The following is a 16462-nucleotide window of genomic DNA, read 5'->3' on the forward strand; positions in this document are numbered from 1 at the left end:
CCGCGCCGGTCGGAAGTACGTAACCTGGGGATATGTCGTGCCGAGCGTCTGTGAGGTGGGAGTCGTGACCGATCCGGTGGATGATCTGGCGATGCTGCTCGCGGCACTGTCGGACGAGGACATGCTCAGCGTGGTGCTCGCCGCGACCGCCGGGCGGCCCGGCCTCGAACAGCTACATCTGGCGGCGGCCGAACTGTCCGCCGAGAGCGGTCATATGACCTGGGATCCGGATGTGAATTCGCCCACTGATTCCGTCGCGCCGTCGAGTGTGCCCGTCGCGCCGACCGCATGCGACCAGCAGGGTTCGGCGCCCGTCGTACCGGTGCTGCCGACGTCGGCGCCCGATATCGGCGGATATTCCGAATCCGGTGTCCCTACTTTCGAGTCAGTTCGCGATAAGGTCGAGCGACGCTTCGGCAACGCGCAGGGCATGGGCGAACTCGATCGGCAGACCCCGGCGGGCCGTAGCGTGCAGGAACAGTGGCAGGCGCGGTCGAAATCCGCGCGAGAGCGCCTGGACGAGATCCGGAAGTCGTTGCACCGCAACGATCCCGGCTGATCGGGCGGGCCAGCGAACGAACTAGGGGTATCGATGGCCCAGCCGCGAGAGATCGCCGAGCGACTGCTCGACGCGCAAGTCGACTTCATTCTCGCGGAGGTGACCGGCGATCGGTTCACCGAGGTGGTCGTGCGGGATGTGGCCACGGTGCTCGAGGTGGCCGACACCATCGTCTTCCGCGACGTGGTCACCGTCGAGGATGCCAAGCGGACGCTGCGGGTGGTCGTGGACCGGATCGGCGGCGGTCCGGCGATCGGGGATTCGGTGGGGGTGTTCGCCGACGCGATCTACGACGACATCGCCCGCAACGCGGACTACACCCTCGGTGACGTGGTCGATCGCGAACCGGTGGAAGCGTTGCTGGAGAAGATCTTCGGCATGCATCAGGCACAGGAGCGTCTGCTCGAGCGACTCACCGAGAGCCCGTTGGTCGCCACCGTCGCGTCCAAATTCGTCGACCGGCTGATCGATGACTTCATGGAGTCCAATCGGCAGATGGCCTCGAAGATTCCGGGGGTGGGATCGCTGGTTTCGTTCGGCACCTCGGCCGCCAAATCGGCCCGCAAGGCCGCCGAGAAGGCCGCGGACGGCACTTTCATCGGTGAGATGGCCGGTAAGGGAGCGCTTTTCGCGCTCAAGCGGACCAACAACGCGATTCGCGAGATGTTGCGCGATGCGCCGGTACACAGTGCGGCGATGGAGTTCTGGGATCTGCACGCGGGCGAACCGGTCAGTGGCCTGCGCGAGTATCTGAGCCAGCAGGACGTGCGTGAACTCGCGCTGATCGTGCACCGGATCGCACTCACCACACGGAAGAAGGACTACTTCGGCCTGCTTCTGGACGAATGCGTGGAGGTGTTCTTCACCAAATACGGTGATCACACCCTGGCGGGTCTGCTGCCGGAGCTGGGACTGTCCGAGGAGGACATCCGCACCGAGATCCTGCGCTACGGCCCCGGGGTGGTCGAGGCCGCCAAGGAGAACGGCGTCCTGGCCGGTCTTATCCGCGAACGCCTCGCGCCGTTCTACACCTCCGACGCGGTGCTGGGGATTCTCGGCGAGATCACCGCCTGAGTCTCGCGCTACTCGCCGGCGATCGCGAACGCGTCGATCTCCACCAGCATCTCCGTCCGCGGCAGACCGGTGAAAACCGTTGTGCGGCAGGGCAGAATGCCGCTGGGAGTGTGTTCGCGGACGAATTCGCCGTATGCCTCGTTCATGGCGGCGAAGTTCTGCTGCTCGGTGAGGTAGACCCGGAGCATCACCACATCGTCGAAGGTGGCTCCGGACGCTTCCACGATCGCCCGCACGTTCTGCAGGGTGCGCGTCGTCTGGGCGGCCACGTCGCCCGGATGCAGATATTCGCCGGTGGCCGGGTCGACCGGGCCCTGACCGGAAACCTGGACGAACGGGCCCGTGCGCACCCCCTGGGAGAAGGTGTGCGCCGGTGCGGGAGCCTCGGTGGTTCGGACGGCGGTTTTCTCGCTCACGGTGTGCCTTTCGAATGGTCGGACGGCCGGGTATCGGTTCGCGGGTTCCAGCCGAGTTCGGCGGAGATGGCCTCGGCCGTGGCCCGGACCCGTGGCAGCAGGCCGAGCACCTGCTCATGGTCCAGCAGCACATCGGGTACCGAGACCGAGAGCGCGGCCACGACCGCGCCGGTGCCATCGCGCACCGGGGCCGCGACGCAGTTGACGAAACTCTCGTGTTCTTCGTGATCCTCGGCGAATCCTTGGGCCGCAACGTGTTCCAACTCGGCGAGATATCGCTCGGGGGTGCGGATGGTGCGGTCGGTGAACGGATGGTAGTCCAGTCCTTCGGCGATGGCCCGCCACTGTGCCCGCGGGTGGGCGGCGACCAGCACCTTGCCGACGGCGGTGCAGTGCAGCGGCGCCGGGCGGCCGACGCGCGAATACATTCGCACGCTCTGGGTGGCGTCGAGTTTGTCGATGTAGATCGCCTCGCCGGACTCGTAGGTCGCCAGATGCACCGTCTGACCGGTGTCGGCGTTGAGCGCTTCCAGGTGAGGACGGCCCAGGGTGCGCACGTCACGGCGTTCGAGTGCGTGATTGGCCAGTTCGAACAGCCGTGAGCCGAGCGTGTAGCGGTGGCCGGTGTCGTGCGTGACGAATCGGTCCGCCTCCATGGTCTGCAGCAGCCGCAGAACTGTCGACTTGTGCACCTCCAGCCTGGCGGCCAACTGGTCCAGCGTTTTGGGATCCTCGCCGAGTTCGACCAGGATGGTCAGCGCGCGTTGCAGACTCCGACTCATGACACTTCCAGGCCGACGCTCGGGGCATACCGCAGCGCGGCCCATGCGGAATCCGTTGCGGTAGCCCATGTTTCGATGGCGTCCGCAGGTGGGAGCTCGGCGACGTCGCCCGTGCCGGTGAGGGCGGCGGCCGCGCACAGGTGGCCGTAACGTAACAGCTGTTCGTGCGGGCGGCCCTGCAGCAGCGCGGCCAGATAGCCGCCGGCGAAGGCGTCGCCCGCGCCGATCGCCTCGGTCACCCGCAGGTGCAGGGCCGGGGCTTCGCACCGATCGTCACCGAGAAATCCGGTAACCGAATGTTCGCTGTTCTTCACCACCAGATGTCTCGGCTGCGGGAACATCTCGCGCAGCCGGGCGGGATCGCCGGTGCCGAAGACCTCCTGTGCCTCGTCGGCCCCGAGGAACGCCACATCGGCGGCGCGCACCTGCCGGGCCAGGATTTCCGCTGGCTCCTCGCCTCGCCGGATCCACAGTCCCGGACGGTAATTCAGGTCGAAGCTGATCAACCGATCATGCCTGGGCAGCGCGAGAATCGCATCGGTGAGTTCGGTCGCCGACGGGGACAGTGCGGTGGTCACGCCGGTGAAATGGATCAGTTCGCAGTGCGCGAGTACTCCGGCGGCGGCAGTGAGATCCCCGGGAGACAGGGCGCTGGCGGCAGATCCGTTGCGGTAGTACAGCATCCGGCTCGCTCCCGCGGCCAGGTCGGCGGGCAGCGCCGAACCGCCGCCGCGCTCCTTGACGTACAGGCCCGTGGGCCGGGCGGGATCGACGTGGACCGCGGAGGTGTCGACCCCACGCTCGCTCAGATGACGAATCAGATAGCGGCCGAATCCATCTCGACCGACGCGGGATATCCATGCCGTGCCGATCCCCAGTTGCGCCAGGACGGTCGCGACGTTCACCTCGGCCCCGCCCGCGGTGCGCTCGAAGTCGGGGGAGTCCTCGAGCGGGCCGGGGCGCGCGACGAGCACGGCCAGTCCCTCGCCCACGGTGGTCGCCCGTATTCGGGTCGGCGTAGGCCGTATCACACTCATCTCCTTCGAGCGCTTGCGGACATCGGACATTCTGTGCAGAATAACCAGGGCTAACACAATATGCAATCAGCGTTGCATATTGTGCAATAGCTGAAAGTTATGAACCTGATCGGAGGAGTGTCGTGGCGAACGTCGGCGCACCGCCCATCGACACCGCGAGGATCGCGACCCTGCACGAGCGGGTTCTGGGTCCCGAACACAAATCGCTGCCGCCGTCCGCATGGGGCCGTACCACCCGCGAATTCCTCGCCAGCGCACCACATCTCGATGACCTGCAGACGCCGGTGCTGACCATGGACCGCGCCGCATTGGATTCGAACACGCGACTGATGGCCGACTGGGCCGCCTCGGCGGGCATGCGGCTGGCCCCGCACGGCAAGACGACCATGGCCCCGCAGCTGTGGAGCGAACAGCTCACGGCCGGGGCCTGGGGTATCACCCTGGCTACCGGCTGGCAGGTACAGGTGGCGCGCTCGTTCGGCGTGGCCCGGATCCTGCTGGCCAACGCACTGGTCGATCCCGTCGGATTACGCTGGCTCGCAGCCGAACTCGGCCGCGACCCGGATTTCGAATTCCGCAGCTGGGTGGACAGTGTGGCGACGGTCGAGACGATGGACCGGCATCTGGCCGATGCTCCCGAGGGCCTGCGTGTGGCCGTGCTGGTCGAATTGGGTGGACCGGGCGGACGCACCGGTGCGCGCGATGTGCGCGAGGCGCTGGCCGTCGCGGCGGCGGTGCGGCGCTCCGCGCGGCTCGAGCTGGCGGGTGTCGGCGGATACGAGGGCGCGTTCGCGCACGACCGCGAGAACCGGGCCGTCGCCGCGGTGCGTGGCTATCTCGACAATCTGGTCCGTCTGCACCGCGAGCTCGCGGAGCTCTACGAGCGTCCCGCGATCCTCACTGCCGGGGGCAGCGCCTACCAGGATCTGGTGGTCGATCGGCTCGCCGAATCGGCCGACGAACACGGCGCGCGGGGCCCGGCGACCAGCGTCGTGCTGCGGTCGGGCGCGTACATCATCCACGACGACGGTTTCTACTCCGGCATATCGCCGCTGGGCGCCGAGCGCGCCGAGCGCCCGCTGCGCTCGGCCATGCACGGCTGGGCGCGCACGGTGTCACGGCCGGAGCCGGGGCTGGCCCTGCTGGACGCCGGTAAACGGGACCTGCCGTTCGATGAGGGATTGCCGGTACCGCAGCGGGTTTCGCGCGGGCTGGGGCAGGAGGATCTGCCCTGTGGCGCGCACGTGTCGGCGCTCAACGATCAGCACGCCTTCCTGCGCCTGCCCGCCGATGGGACGGTACCGATCGGCAGCGTCGTGCGGCTCGGGCTCTCGCATCCGTGCACCGCCTTCGACAAGTGGCGGCTGATCCCGGTGATCGACGACGCCGCCGCGGCTCGGCCGCGCGTCGTCGACCTGCTGCACACCTTCTTCTGAGGCAGCGAACATGTTGGGCAGCTTGCTGATTCGCGGAGTCGACATCATCGACGGGACGGGCGCGCCCCGTTTCCGCGGCGATATCGCGGTGGCGGGTGGACGTATCACCGAACTCGCGGGCCCCGGCGCGCTCGCCGGGGCCGAGCGCGCCGTCGACGGTGAGAATCTGGCGCTGGCACCGGGTTTCATCGATATGCACGCGCATTCGGACCTGCATCTGCTCACCGATCCGGGACATTTCCCGAAGATCAGCCAGGGCATCACCACCGAGGTGATCGGGCAGGACGGGCTGTCCTACGCACCGGTCGACGCGGCCGCCCTGGTGGTGCTTCGTCGCCAGATCGCCGGGTGGAACGGCAATCCCGCCGATCTGGACTTCTCCTGGCGCACCGTCGGGGACTATCTGGATCGGCTCGATGCGGGGATCACGCCCAATGCGGTCTATCTGGTGCCGCAGGGTACGTTACGGCTGCTCGTCGTCGGCCCCGAACAACGTCGGGCGACCGCGCGGGAGGTCGACCGGATGTGCGCGCTCCTGGCCGAGGGGCTCGCGCAGGGGGCGGCCGGAATGTCCAGCGGTCTGACCTACACCCCCGGAATGTACGCCGACACAGCGGAATTGACGGCGCTGTGTGAGGTCGTCTCGGCGGCGGACGGCTTCTACGCCCCGCACACCCGCTCCTATGGCGCGGGAGCGCTCGACGCCTATGCCGAGATGATCGATCTGGCCCGCGTCACCGGCTGTGCGGTCCATCTGACGCACGCCACGATGAATTTCGGCGTGAACCGCGGGCGCGCACCGGAATTGCTCGCCATGATCGACGACGCGCTGGACCGAGGTTGCGATATCAGTCTCGACACCTACCCGTACCTACCCGGATCGACCACCCTGTCGGCGCTGCTGCCGAGCTGGGCCTCCTCGGGCGGGCCGGACGCGACGCTGGCCCGCCTGACCGATCCGGGGGATCGGTCGCGGATCACCGCCGATGTCACCGTGCACGGTTCGGATGGCTGTCACGGGGTCACCGTCGATTGGGAGACCATCCAGATCAGCGGTGTCGCGGATCCGGACCTGAGCCGGTACGTCGGTCGGACGATCGCCGATATCGCTGCGGCACAAGCTGTTTCTCCGGTGAATGTCTTCTTCGATCTACTGCTTCGGGACGAACTGGCCACCACGATCCTGCAACATGTCGGGCACGAGGAGAACGTGCGCGCCATCATGCGCCATGCCCGGCACATGGGCGGCAGTGACGCGTTGCTCGTCGGGGATCGGCCGCATCCACGGGCCTGGGGTGCGTTCCCGCGATATCTCGGCCGTTACGTGCGCGAACTGGGCGTGCTCGGGCTGGAGGAGTGCGTACACCATCTGACCGGACGCCCCGCACGGCGGCTGCGACTGCGTGAACGTGGCCTGATCCGCCCCGGGTACGCCGCGGATCTGGTGCTGTTCGATCCCGAGACAGTGTGTGACACCGCGACATTCGAGCAGCCCAAGCAGCAGGCCAGCGGGATCACGCACGTGCTGGTGAACGGTGAATTCGCGATCGACGGCGGCATGCCCACCGGAACACTCGCCGGGCGCGCGCTGCGCATGACGTCGGGCGGCACCGATGTGAAAGGCGAACAGAACAAATGAATGTCGTTCCGGAGGCGGCGCAATCGAGCACGGCCATGCAAGTGATCAGCGCCGACCGCGTGCTCGTCGTCGTGCGCGCCCAGGCGATCCCCGATCCGGCCGCCTTGGCCGAGACGTTGTCGGGTGCCGGAATACGCACGGTCGAATTGACTTTCACGACACCGGGCGTGCTGGATGCACTGGCCGCCGCTTCGGCCGTGCCGGACACGGTGGTCGGCGCGGGCACGGTGCTCACCGGCGAACAGGCCGAGCGGGCCATCGACAGCGGGGCCCGGTTCCTGGTGACCCCGGGGCTGCGCCCGATCGTCGCGGAAGTGGCCGCACGACAAGGCATTCCGGTCGTGATGGGCGCCTTCACTCCGAGCGAGGTGATGGTGGCGCTGGATCTGGGTGCGGCGGCGGTGAAGATCTTCCCCGCTCGCGCGCTCGGACCCGGCTATCTGAAGGATCTGCGGGGGCCCCTCCCCGATGCGGCGTTCATTCCGTCCGGCGGTGTCAACGCCGGCAACGCCGCCGAATTCCTGGCGCATGGCGCGGTGGCGGTCACGGCCGGTACCGACGTCGTCGCACCGGGCGATGTCGCCGCGGGCCGATGGTCCGAAATCGCCTCGCGGGCGGCATTTTTCGTTTCATCCATGAAGTGAGGTAAGTATGGCCGCCACCGTCGACTGGCTGCGGACCACCACACCGGGACTGCTGATACTGTGCGGTCTGGCGATCGTCGTGCTGCTCGTGGCGATCATCCGGTTCAAACTCGAGCCGTTCATCGCGCTGCTACTGACCGGTCTGATATTGGCGCTCGTGGCCGGACTACCGGTCGCCAAGATCGTGGGCACCCCACTGAAATCCTCGGATTCACTGCTGGAGACCGGATTCGGCGGCATTCTGGGACATATCTCGGTGATCATCGGCCTGGGCACGGTGCTCGGTGCGATCCTGGAACGTTCCGGCGGCGCCGATGTATTGGCCGAGAAGTTGCAGAATCTGTTCGGGCCCAAAGGCGCTCCTGTCGCCATGGGGTTGGTCGGTCTCATCTTCGGTGTCCCGGTGTTCTTCGATATCGGCATCTTCGTTCTCGCGCCGCTGATCTACGTGGCCGCCAAACGAGGCGGCGGTTCGCTGGTGCTGTACGCGATGCCGATGGTGGCGGGCCTGTCCATGACACACGCATTCCTTCCCCCGCATCCGGGCCCTGTGGCGCTGGGCGGGCTGATGGGGGTGAGCTTGGGCTGGCTGATCATCATGGGTCTGGTGTGCGGCTTGCCGGGATTCATCGCGGCGGGTCTGGTCTGGGGCAGTTTTATCGGCAAACGGATCACGGTGCATGTTCCGGCGGAATTCCTGGTGCGACCCGCGGGCAATGGCGCCGAGCCGAAGCGGGGCACGAATAACGCTGTGGCACAAGGTAGTACATCGGTCGAAGTCGAAGGGATTCGGCCCCCGTCGGTGGCGCTGATCGGTGCGATCATCACGATTCCGTTGGTGCTGATTCTGGGCGCGACCTTCGGCAGCCAGTTGCTGAAGACGAAGTCCGCGCTGCTCGAGGTGCTGACATTTCTCGGCAATCCGGCGGTCGCACTGCTGATCGCGGTGCTGGTCGCCTTCTACATCCTGGGCCTGCGCCGCGGCTCGACGGTGCAGCAGCTCAGCGTACTGACCGCGGAATCGCTACGGCCCGTGGGCATGCTGCTGCTCGTCATCGGCGCGGGCGCCTTCTTCGGCGCGGTCATCTCGGCCACCGGCATCGGAAAGGTTCTCGCGCACACCATGTCCGAGGCCGGTCTGCCGGTGATCGTGCTCGCCTACATCATCAGCTGCGGTCTGCGCATCGCTCAGGGCTCGGCCACCGTTGCGATCGTCACCACCGGCGGCATCGTCGGCCCGCTGGTCGCCGGGCACGGCTATTCGCAGATCTCACTGGCGCTGATCGCCATGGCGATCGCCGCGGGGTCGATCATTCTGAGCCACGTCAACGACGGCGGCTTCTGGATGATCTCGAAATTCTTCAATCTGTCGGTGAAACAGACCCTGCAGACCTGGAGTGTGCTCGAAACCGTGTTGTCGGTGGTGAGTTTCGCGGTGGCGGCGATATTGTTCGCCCTGGTGAGCTGACCGCTCCGAACTACGCCTTCGCCGGTTCCGGTTCCGGTTCGCTGCCGATGCCGCCGAACATCTTTCGCTTCAGCGGAGGCAGCGCACCGGTCACTCGGAAGACCGTGCGGGCCATGGTGCGCGAGACGCGGCTGCCCGTGACGGACTGCTCGGCGGCCTGCAGCGAGGCGCGCACGGCGGCGAAACCGTAGCCGATCATCTGCGCCTCGTACTCGTGCAGGGCGTCGAGCAATGGGCGGTCACCGCGTGCCGCCGCGATGAGTGCGCCGGTCAGCACCTGGGCGTCGCGCAGCGCGACATTGGCCCCGATACCGCGGAACGGGGTCATACTGTGGATGGCATCGCCCAGCAGCGTGACGTTGGTCGTCTCCCAGGGCTCGACGGGAACCGAGGTGCGAATCGGCAGCAGGGTGACGGTATCGGTGTCGCAGCCGGTGATCAGCTCGCGCAGTTGCGGCGACCAGTCTGCGGTGAGCCGATCGGCGAGGTCCTGAAGTTCCCTGGGCCCCAACGTTTCCAGATCGGCCGGATAATCGCCGCGTTTCGCGGCGTAACTCCAGAGCACGTAGGGCCGGGTGTTGTCGAACAGCGCGCCGGGATACAGTTTCGCGGCGCCGTCGTTGCCGCCGATCGTTCCGGAATCCGCATCGGCGGAACCGAATTCGTGCGGTGCGACGAACATGCCACAGCTCCTGGGCGGAATGATGCTGACCGGGGCGAGCTGCAGCCGGGGTGCGAGGCGGCGCCGGTTCTGCTCGGTCAGCATGTATTTGCCGCCGATGGCGACGATTCCGGTGTCGATGCGCTGGGCGTGCGGGAGCAGCTGGGCGCGCACGCGCGAGGTGCCGCCGTCCGCGCCGACCAGGACGTCGCCGAATGCCGTTGTGCCATCTGCGAACCGGGCCTCGACACGGCCATCGGGCAGCTGCGTGTATCCGGTGACGGCCTTGTCGTAGTGCACCACGTCGTCCAGGTCGGACAGTAGGATCTGGCGCAGGGTGATGCGGCTGACCCCGAAGTTGCGGTCGACGTCATCGGCCGGGTTGCCCTCGATGGTCTCGCGATCGAGTTCGAGCAGGGTGCTCATCTGCTCGGTGGCGAAACCGAATCCGATCTCGGACTCGACCGCGTTGGAATGGGCGACGAACGCGCGGTAGAGATGCTCGGGTAGCAGTTCGTACAGGGCCCGGCTCCCGCGTGGGCTGATGTGGATGCGGAAGCCTTGCAGCCGGTCGGTGCGGTGCCGATCGCGTTCGTATACCGCGACGTCCACACCGGCCTTGCGGAGCCCGTGCGCGAGGGCGAGACCGCCGATCCCGCCTCCGGCGATGATCACCTGCACAGATGTATTGGCGGACATGATATCCACTTCCATTCTTGTTCGATTATCAATAGGGAGAAGGGTTTTCGGAGCAGCTCAGCCCTGGCTCCAGCCGAACGGCCGGTGCCGCTTGCGGGCCGCCTGCTGCTGCTCGGCCCCGTGCCGCGCCCAGTCCTCGGTCAGCCGGGTGAGCAACCGGGTCAGGGTGACCACGTCCTGCGCGGACCACTCGGCGATCACGGCGCCGAAGACCTGTTCGCCGACGTCGAGGAACTGCCGCAATTCCGCCCGGCCGGCGTCGGTGGCCAGCAGCAGGACCGCGCGGCGATCCGCCGGGTCGGGCTCGGTGGTCACCAGTTCGGCCTCGGCCAACGCTCGGATGTGCCGGGTGATGGAGGAGGGCAGGGCGTCCAATCGCTCGGCGACCTCGCCCGCGCGCAGCGGGCCGTGCTCCACGGCCAACTGCAGGACGCCCAATCGGACCGCGTCGAACATGCGCGCCTGTCCCTGCCGGTTGGCCTCGGCGAACTGGGAGACGGTCCGAACCAGTTCGCTGATCTGGGCTTTATTTGCTTGCATGAAACAAGAGTAAATTATTTGCTCGCGTGAAACAAATATTATTCCGGACACCCCGCTATGAATGGGATTGCATGATCGTGCATAATCATCACATGGCGGATACCTCGAGTGGGCCCGTGCTGCGGGTCGCGGTGGCTGGTGCGAGCGGATACGCGGGCGGTGAGGTCCTGCGATTGCTGCTGGGGCATCCGGCGTACCGAAGTGGGCGCCTCCAGATCGGGGCGCTGACCGCCGGATCCAACGCGGGCACGCTGCTGGGGGAGACGCAGCCGCATCTGCTGCCCCTGGCCGACCGGGTCCTGAGCGAGACGACCCCGGAGATCCTGGCCGGGCACGACATCGTCTTCCTCGGCCTGCCGCACGGTCAGTCGGCGGCGATCGCCACCGCACTGCCCGAGTCCACGGTGATCATCGACTGCGGCGCGGATTTCCGGCTCACCGACGCGGAAGTATGGGAGCGGTACTACAAGACACCGTACGCGGGCAGTTGGCCTTACGGTCTGCCCGAACTGCCGGGCGCGCGTGAGCGGTTGCGCGGCGCGACCCGCATCGCGGTGCCGGGCTGCTATCCCACGGTGTCCAGCCTGGCGCTGGCGCCGGCGGTCGCCGCCGGAATCGTCGAGCCGACCGTGCATATCGTCGCGGTGAGTGGATCCTCCGGTGCGGGCCGCAAACCCGATGTGGCACTGCTGGGTTCGGAGGTGATGGGTTCCGTGCGTGCCTACGGCATCGCCGGTGCGCACCGGCACACCCCGGAGATCGCGCAGAATCTGAAGGCGGTGGCCGCGAGTGCCGCCGAGGGGCGCGAATTCGATTGCGCCGGAGCCGATATCGCTGTCTCGTTCACCCCGGTGCTCGCGCCGATGCCGCGCGGCATCCTGGCAACCTGCACCGCGCCCACGCGAGTGGACCTCGCGCAGGCCCGCGCGGTCTACGAGAAGGCCTACGCCGATGAACCTTTCGTCCATCTGCTGCCCGAAGGACAACTGCCGCAGACCGGTTCGGTGCTCGGCTCCAACGCGGTGACCCTGCAGGTCGCCGTGGACGAGGACGCCGGCCTGCTGGTCGTGATCGGCGCGATCGACAACCTGACCAAGGGCACCGCGGGCGCCGCGGTGCAATCGATGAATCTGGCGGTCGGCTACGAGGAGACCGCCGGACTTCCCACCGTAGGAGTGGCACCGTGACATCGAGCGACAAATTGGTCCGGACCCAGGGGGTGACCGCACCGCTGGGGTTCCGCGCGGCCGGAATCGCCGCCGGAATCAAGGCGAGCGGCAAACCGGATCTGGCCCTGGTCGTCAACGAGGGTCCGGAGTGCGCGGCGGCCGGGGTCTTCACCCGTAACAAGGTCAAGGCCGCGCCCGTGCTGTGGTCGCAGCAGGTGCTGACCGGCGGCCGGTTGCGCGCGGTGATCCTGAACTCCGGCGGCGCGAACGCCTGCACCGGCCCGGGCGGCTTCCAGGACACCCACGCCACGGCCGAGGAATTGGCGAAGGCGTTGAGCAACTGGGGAACCGAGACCGGCGCGGGCGAGATCGCGGTCTGCTCGACCGGTTTGATCGGGGACCGGCTGCCGATGGACAAGGTGATTCCGGGCGTTACCGAGATCGTGCACGAGATGGCCGGTGGGATATCCGGCGGAACCGATGCGGCACACGCCATCATGACCACCGACACGGTGCCGAAGGAGGCGGCGTACCACCATCACGACAAGTGGAACGTCGGCGGGATGGCCAAGGGCGCGGGCATGCTGGCGCCCTCGCTGGCCACCATGCTCGTGGTGTTGACCACCGACGCCGTGGCGACGCCCGAACAGCTGGATTCGGCTCTGCGCAAGGCGACCTCGCGCACCTTCGACCGTCTCGACGTCGACGGCTCGTGCTCCACCAACGACACCGTGCTGCTACTGGCCAGCGGGGCGAGCGAGGTCACGCCCGCGCAGCAGGATCTGGACGCGGCGGTCCTGGCCGTCTGCGACGATCTGGCCGCGCAGCTGATGGCCGATGCGGAGGGCGTCACCAAGCGGGTGCTGGTCACCGTGCGCGGTGCGGTGGACGAGGATCAGGCGCTGATCGGCGCCCGCGCGGTCGCGCGCGACTCACTGGTCAAGACCGCGATTTTCGGATCGGACCCGAACTGGGGCCGGGTGCTCGCCGCGATCGGCATCGCACCGATCGATCTGGATCCCGATCGAATCTCGGTGTCGTTCAACGGGAGTCCGGTGTGCGTCGGCGGAACGGGCGCGCCGGGTGCGCGGGAGGTCGATCTGTCCGGCGCGGACATCCACGTCGTGATCGATCTGGCTCTGGGCGAGGGCGAGGCCACCATCCGTACCACGGACCTCTCGCACGGGTATGTGGAAGAGAATTCGGCGTACAGCTCATGACCGAGATCGAGGCGAATGCCACTGTGAAGCAATCGATTCCCGCTGCCCTGGCCGGACTGTCCGCACTGGACAAGGCGCATGTGCTCGCCGACGCGCTGCCCTGGCTGCAGAAATTCCGGGACACCGTCGTGGTGGTGAAATACGGCGGCAACGCCATGATCGACGAGGATCTCAAGCGCGCCTTCGCCGCCGATATGGTCTTCCTGCGCACCGTGGGCGTACATCCGATCGTGGTACACGGCGGCGGCCCGCAGATCAGCGCCATGCTGAAGCGCCTCGGCCTGGAGGGCGAATTCCGCGGCGGCCTGCGGGTGACCACACCCGAGGTGCTGGACGTCGCACGCATGGTGTTGTTCGGTCAGGTCGGCCGGGAACTGGTCGGCCTGATCAACGCGCACGGCCCGTACGGGGTCGGCATCTCCGGTGAGGACGCGCGCCTGTTCACCGCGACCCGCCGCACTCTCGAAATCAACGGCGAGGCAACCGATATCGGCCTGGTCGGCGATGTCACCGCGGTGAATCCGGATGCGGTGCAGGACATCGTCCGGGCGGGCCGGATCCCGGTGGTCTCGACGCTGGCCCCCGACGTGGACGGCGTGGTGCACAACGTCAACGCCGATACCGCCGCGGGAGCGCTGGCCGCCGCGGTGGGCGCGGAGAAGCTGGTCGTGCTGACCGATGTCGAAGGGCTGTATACGAATTGGCCCGACCGGTCCTCGCTGACCACGCATATCGATACCGACGCGCTGGCGAAGCTGCTGCCCTCGCTGGATTCGGGCATGGTGCCCAAGATGGAGGCCTGCCTGCGTGCGGTGTGCGGCGGTGTGCCGACCGCGCACGTCATCGACGGGCGGGTGCCGCACGCGGTCTTGTTGGAACTGTTCACCGGGGAGGGGATCGGCACGATGATCTCCCCCTCGACCCCACCGCCGGCCACCGCGCCGCAGGAGGGCACGGAAAGCCTATGAGTACTCAGGACATTCGGCAGCGGTGGTCCGCGTCGCTGATGAACAACTACGGCACGCCCGCGATCGCGCTGGTGCGCGGTTCGGGCGCGGAACTCTACGACGCCGAGGGCAAGCGCTACCTCGATTTCCTCGGCGGCATCGCGGTGAACAGCCTCGGGCACGCCCATCCGGCGATCATCGAGGCGGTGACCACGCAGCTGAACACGCTGGGGCACGTCTCGAATCTCTACGCCAGCGAACCGGTGCTGGAACTCGCCGAGCGGCTGCTGGCGCATTTCGGTGACGGCGCGGGGCGGGCGTTCTTCTGCAACTCGGGCACCGAGGCGAACGAGGCGGCGTTCAAGATCGCGCGGTTGACCGGTCGGCCCAAGATCGTCGCCTGTGAGGAGGCGTTCCACGGCCGCACCATGGGCGCGCTCGCGCTGACCGGCCAGCCGTCCAAGCGCGCGCCGTTCGAGCCGATGCCGCCGGGCGTGCTGCACATCCCCTACGGTGACGTGGAAGCCCTTGCCGCCGTGGTCGATTCGGATACCGCCGCGGTATTCCTGGAGCCGATGATGGGCGAGAGCGGGGTCGTGGTGCCGCCACCGGACTATCTGGCCGCGGCCCGCGCGATCACCGCCGAACACGGCGCACTGCTCATCCTGGACGAGGTGCAGACCGGCATCGGCCGCACCGGCCATTTCTACGCGCATCAGGCCGCGGGACTGGTGCCCGACGTGATCACCCTGGCCAAGGGGCTGGGCGGCGGCCTGCCGATCGGCGCGGTGCTCGCGCAGGGCCGTGCGGCGGAACTGCTCACGCCGGGCCTGCACGGGACCACCTTCGGTGGTAACCCGGTCTGCGCCGCGGCGGCGTTGGCCGTGCTGCGCACCATCGATCGGGACGATCTGTTGCACAACGTGGAGACGGTCGGCAAGAAACTGATCGACGGCATCGACGAACTCGGACACCCGCTGATCGATCATGTGCGCGGCGCGGGCCTGCTGATCGGCATCCAGCTGAATCGGCCGGCCGCCGCGCAGGTGGAATCGGCCGCCCGCGCGCAGGGCTATCTGGTGAATCCGGCCAAACCCGACGTCATCCGACTGGCGCCGCCACTGATCTTGACCGAGACTCAAGCCGGGAGCCTGCTGTCGGATCTGCCCGGCATCCTGGACACCGCCCTGGAGCAGCACACCACCCTGGAGAAGGGGGACAAGTGAGCATCCGCCACTTCCTACGTGACGACGACGTCAGCCCGGCCGAACAGGCCGAAATCCTCTCGCTGGCAGCGGAACTGAAGGCCGCGCCGTTTTCGCGGCGGCCGCTGGAGGGTCCGCGCGGGGTCGGGGTGATCTTCGAGAAGAACTCCACCCGCACCCGGTTCTCCTTCGAGATGGGGATCGCCCAGATCGGCGGGCACGCGGTGGTGGTCGACGGCCGGACCACTCAGCTCGGCCGCGAGGAGACCCTCGCGGACACCGGCCGGGTGCTCTCGCGCTACGTCGACGCGATCGTGTGGCGGACCTTCGAACAAGTCCGGCTGGACGAGATGGCCTCCACCGCAACGGTTCCCGTGGTGAACGCGCTGTCCAACGAATTTCATCCCTGTCAGGTGCTGGCCGATCTGCTGACCCTCACCGAGCGCAAGGGCGATCTGACCGGTCGCACCCTCGCCTACTTCGGCGACGGCGCGAACAATATGGCGCATTCGCTGCTGCTGGGCGGCGTGACCGCGGGCCTGAACGTGGTCATCGCCGCGCCTTCGGGTTTCGAACCCGCGGACTGGGTGCTCGAGGCCGCCCGCAAGCGCGCCGCGGAAACCGGGGCGAGCGTCGCGGTCACCGGTGACCCGATCGCCGCGGCCACCGGCGCGGACGCACTGGTGACCGACGCCTGGACCTCCATGGGTCAGGAGAACGACGGGCTGGATCGGGTCGGTCCGTTCCGTCCCTTCCAGGTCAACTCCGGGCTGCTGTCTCATGCGGCCGCGGACGCCGTTGTGCTGCACTGTCTTCCGGCGCACCGCGGGGAGGAGATCACCGACGAGGTGATCGACGGCCCGCACAGCGTCGTCTGGGACGAGGCGGAGAACCGGCTGCACGCGCAGAAGGCGCTGCTGGTGTGGTTGCTGGGCAAGAGCGAGCAGGAGCGACGAGCGTGATTGG

At 67.6% G+C, this 16462-nt stretch carries 16 protein-coding genes; 11 read left to right on the top strand and 5 right to left on the bottom strand.

The window, feature by feature from the left end; all coding sequences use genetic code 11:
• Positions 1-64 precede the first annotated feature (64 nt).
• Entirely contained in the window at positions 65-559 is a 495-nt protein-coding gene (locus tag NV1_RS17535; protein WP_067892628.1) for a hypothetical protein, read from the top strand.
• A 33-nt stretch (positions 560-592) separates the two neighbouring features.
• Positions 593-1633, top strand: coding sequence for a hypothetical protein (locus tag NV1_RS17540; RefSeq protein ID WP_067892548.1), 1041 nt, complete (start codon positions 593-595; stop codon positions 1631-1633).
• Positions 1634-1641: 8 nt separating this feature from the next.
• Here NV1_RS17540 and NV1_RS17545 read toward each other — a convergent pair whose 3' ends face one another.
• From NV1_RS17545 to NV1_RS17555, 3 genes are read right to left on the bottom strand one after another with little or no spacing between them, the layout of a single operon-like run.
• On the bottom strand, positions 1642-2049 hold the full coding sequence (locus NV1_RS17545; RefSeq protein ID WP_067892550.1) for a RidA family protein: 408 nt from the start codon (positions 2047-2049) through the stop codon (positions 1642-1644).
• Entirely contained in the window at positions 2046-2831 is a 786-nt protein-coding gene (locus NV1_RS17550; RefSeq protein WP_067892553.1) for an IclR family transcriptional regulator, read from the bottom strand. Before NV1_RS17550 ends, NV1_RS17545 begins: the two co-directional genes overlap by 4 nt.
• Complete coding sequence (locus tag NV1_RS17555; RefSeq protein WP_067892557.1) at positions 2828-3868, bottom strand: sugar kinase; 1041 nt, start codon at positions 3866-3868, stop codon at positions 2828-2830. The genes NV1_RS17550 and NV1_RS17555 overlap by 4 nt, the downstream gene beginning before the upstream one ends.
• Before the next feature lie 122 nt (positions 3869-3990).
• Between NV1_RS17555 and NV1_RS17560 the strand changes: the two genes are divergently transcribed.
• Genes NV1_RS17560 through NV1_RS17575 form a run of 4 tightly spaced genes read left to right on the top strand, consistent with a single transcriptional unit; the run spans position 3991 to position 9055 of the window.
• Complete coding sequence (locus NV1_RS17560) at positions 3991-5304, top strand: type III PLP-dependent enzyme domain-containing protein (RefSeq protein WP_245713776.1); 1314 nt, start codon at positions 3991-3993, stop codon at positions 5302-5304.
• Between the two features lie 10 nt (positions 5305-5314).
• On the top strand, positions 5315-6943 hold the full coding sequence (locus tag NV1_RS17565; protein ID WP_067892558.1) for an N-acyl-D-amino-acid deacylase family protein: 1629 nt from the start codon (positions 5315-5317) through the stop codon (positions 6941-6943).
• Positions 6940-7587 carry a bifunctional 4-hydroxy-2-oxoglutarate aldolase/2-dehydro-3-deoxy-phosphogluconate aldolase gene (locus tag NV1_RS17570; protein ID WP_067892559.1) on the top strand — a complete coding sequence of 216 codons (648 nt, stop codon included), beginning with the start codon at positions 6940-6942 and terminating at the stop codon, positions 7585-7587. The genes NV1_RS17565 and NV1_RS17570 overlap by 4 nt, the downstream gene beginning before the upstream one ends.
• Positions 7588-7594: 7 nt before the next feature.
• A complete protein-coding gene (locus tag NV1_RS17575) occupies positions 7595-9055 on the top strand; it encodes a GntP family permease (protein ID WP_067892561.1) in 1461 nt (486 codons plus the stop codon).
• A 10-nt stretch (positions 9056-9065) separates the two neighbouring features.
• On the opposite strand, the gene NV1_RS17580 is transcribed toward NV1_RS17575, so the two are convergent.
• Positions 9066-10415 (bottom strand): FAD-dependent oxidoreductase, encoded by a 1350-nt coding sequence (locus tag NV1_RS17580; protein WP_067892632.1) that lies wholly within the window; start codon positions 10413-10415, stop codon positions 9066-9068.
• A gap of 57 nt (positions 10416-10472) precedes the next feature.
• Positions 10473-10955 carry a MarR family winged helix-turn-helix transcriptional regulator gene (locus NV1_RS17585; RefSeq protein WP_067892563.1) on the bottom strand — a complete coding sequence of 161 codons (483 nt, stop codon included), beginning with the start codon at positions 10953-10955 and terminating at the stop codon, positions 10473-10475.
• A 92-nt stretch (positions 10956-11047) separates the two neighbouring features.
• On the opposite strand from NV1_RS17585, the gene argC reads away from it, so the two are divergent.
• The 5 genes from argC to argF are packed head-to-tail and all read left to right on the top strand — an operon-like array spanning position 11048 to position 16458.
• The gene (gene argC / locus NV1_RS17590) at positions 11048-12142 is read left to right on the top strand and encodes an N-acetyl-gamma-glutamyl-phosphate reductase (protein ID WP_067892635.1); all 1095 of its coding nucleotides are present in this window, start codon (positions 11048-11050) and stop codon (positions 12140-12142) included.
• Positions 12139-13344, top strand: coding sequence for a bifunctional glutamate N-acetyltransferase/amino-acid acetyltransferase ArgJ (gene argJ / locus NV1_RS17595; RefSeq protein WP_067892565.1), 1206 nt, complete (start codon positions 12139-12141; stop codon positions 13342-13344). Before argC ends, argJ begins: the two co-directional genes overlap by 4 nt.
• The gene (argB, locus tag NV1_RS17600) at positions 13341-14312 is read left to right on the top strand and encodes an acetylglutamate kinase (RefSeq protein ID WP_067892567.1); all 972 of its coding nucleotides are present in this window, start codon (positions 13341-13343) and stop codon (positions 14310-14312) included. The genes argJ and argB overlap by 4 nt, the downstream gene beginning before the upstream one ends.
• Positions 14309-15517, top strand: coding sequence for an acetylornithine transaminase (locus NV1_RS17605; protein ID WP_067892569.1), 1209 nt, complete (start codon positions 14309-14311; stop codon positions 15515-15517). Before argB ends, NV1_RS17605 begins: the two co-directional genes overlap by 4 nt.
• The gene (argF, locus tag NV1_RS17610) at positions 15514-16458 is read left to right on the top strand and encodes an ornithine carbamoyltransferase (protein WP_067892571.1); all 945 of its coding nucleotides are present in this window, start codon (positions 15514-15516) and stop codon (positions 16456-16458) included. The genes NV1_RS17605 and argF overlap by 4 nt, the downstream gene beginning before the upstream one ends.
• Positions 16459-16462: the final 4 nt, after the last annotated feature.

Source organism: Nocardia vaccinii NBRC 15922, assembly GCF_001613305.1.
Classification (GTDB): domain Bacteria; phylum Actinomycetota; class Actinomycetes; order Mycobacteriales; family Mycobacteriaceae; genus Nocardia; species Nocardia vaccinii.

Bases quoted from the DNA above. Each gene is read 5' to 3' on its own strand.
- NV1_RS17585 (WP_067892563.1), bottom strand. From the start codon at position 10,955: ATGCAAGCAAATAAAGCCCAGATCAGCGAACTGGTTCGGACCGTCTCC.
- NV1_RS17550 (WP_067892553.1), bottom strand. From the start codon at position 2,831: ATGAGTCGGAGTCTGCAACGCGCGCTGACCATCCTGGTCGAACTCGGC.
- NV1_RS17570 (WP_067892559.1), top strand. From the start codon at position 6,940: ATGAATGTCGTTCCGGAGGCGGCGCAATCGAGCACGGCCATGCAAGTG.
- NV1_RS17575 (WP_067892561.1), top strand. From the start codon at position 7,595: ATGGCCGCCACCGTCGACTGGCTGCGGACCACCACACCGGGACTGCTG.
- NV1_RS17565 (WP_067892558.1), top strand. From the start codon at position 5,315: ATGTTGGGCAGCTTGCTGATTCGCGGAGTCGACATCATCGACGGGACG.
- NV1_RS17555 (WP_067892557.1), bottom strand. From the start codon at position 3,868: ATGAGTGTGATACGGCCTACGCCGACCCGAATACGGGCGACCACCGTG.
- NV1_RS17580 (WP_067892632.1), bottom strand. From the start codon at position 10,415: ATGTCCGCCAATACATCTGTGCAGGTGATCATCGCCGGAGGCGGGATC.
- argB (WP_067892567.1), top strand. From the start codon at position 13,341: ATGACCGAGATCGAGGCGAATGCCACTGTGAAGCAATCGATTCCCGCT.
- argC (WP_067892635.1), top strand. From the start codon at position 11,048: ATGGCGGATACCTCGAGTGGGCCCGTGCTGCGGGTCGCGGTGGCTGGT.
- NV1_RS17605 (WP_067892569.1), top strand. From the start codon at position 14,309: ATGAGTACTCAGGACATTCGGCAGCGGTGGTCCGCGTCGCTGATGAAC.
- NV1_RS17540 (WP_067892548.1), top strand. From the start codon at position 593: ATGGCCCAGCCGCGAGAGATCGCCGAGCGACTGCTCGACGCGCAAGTC.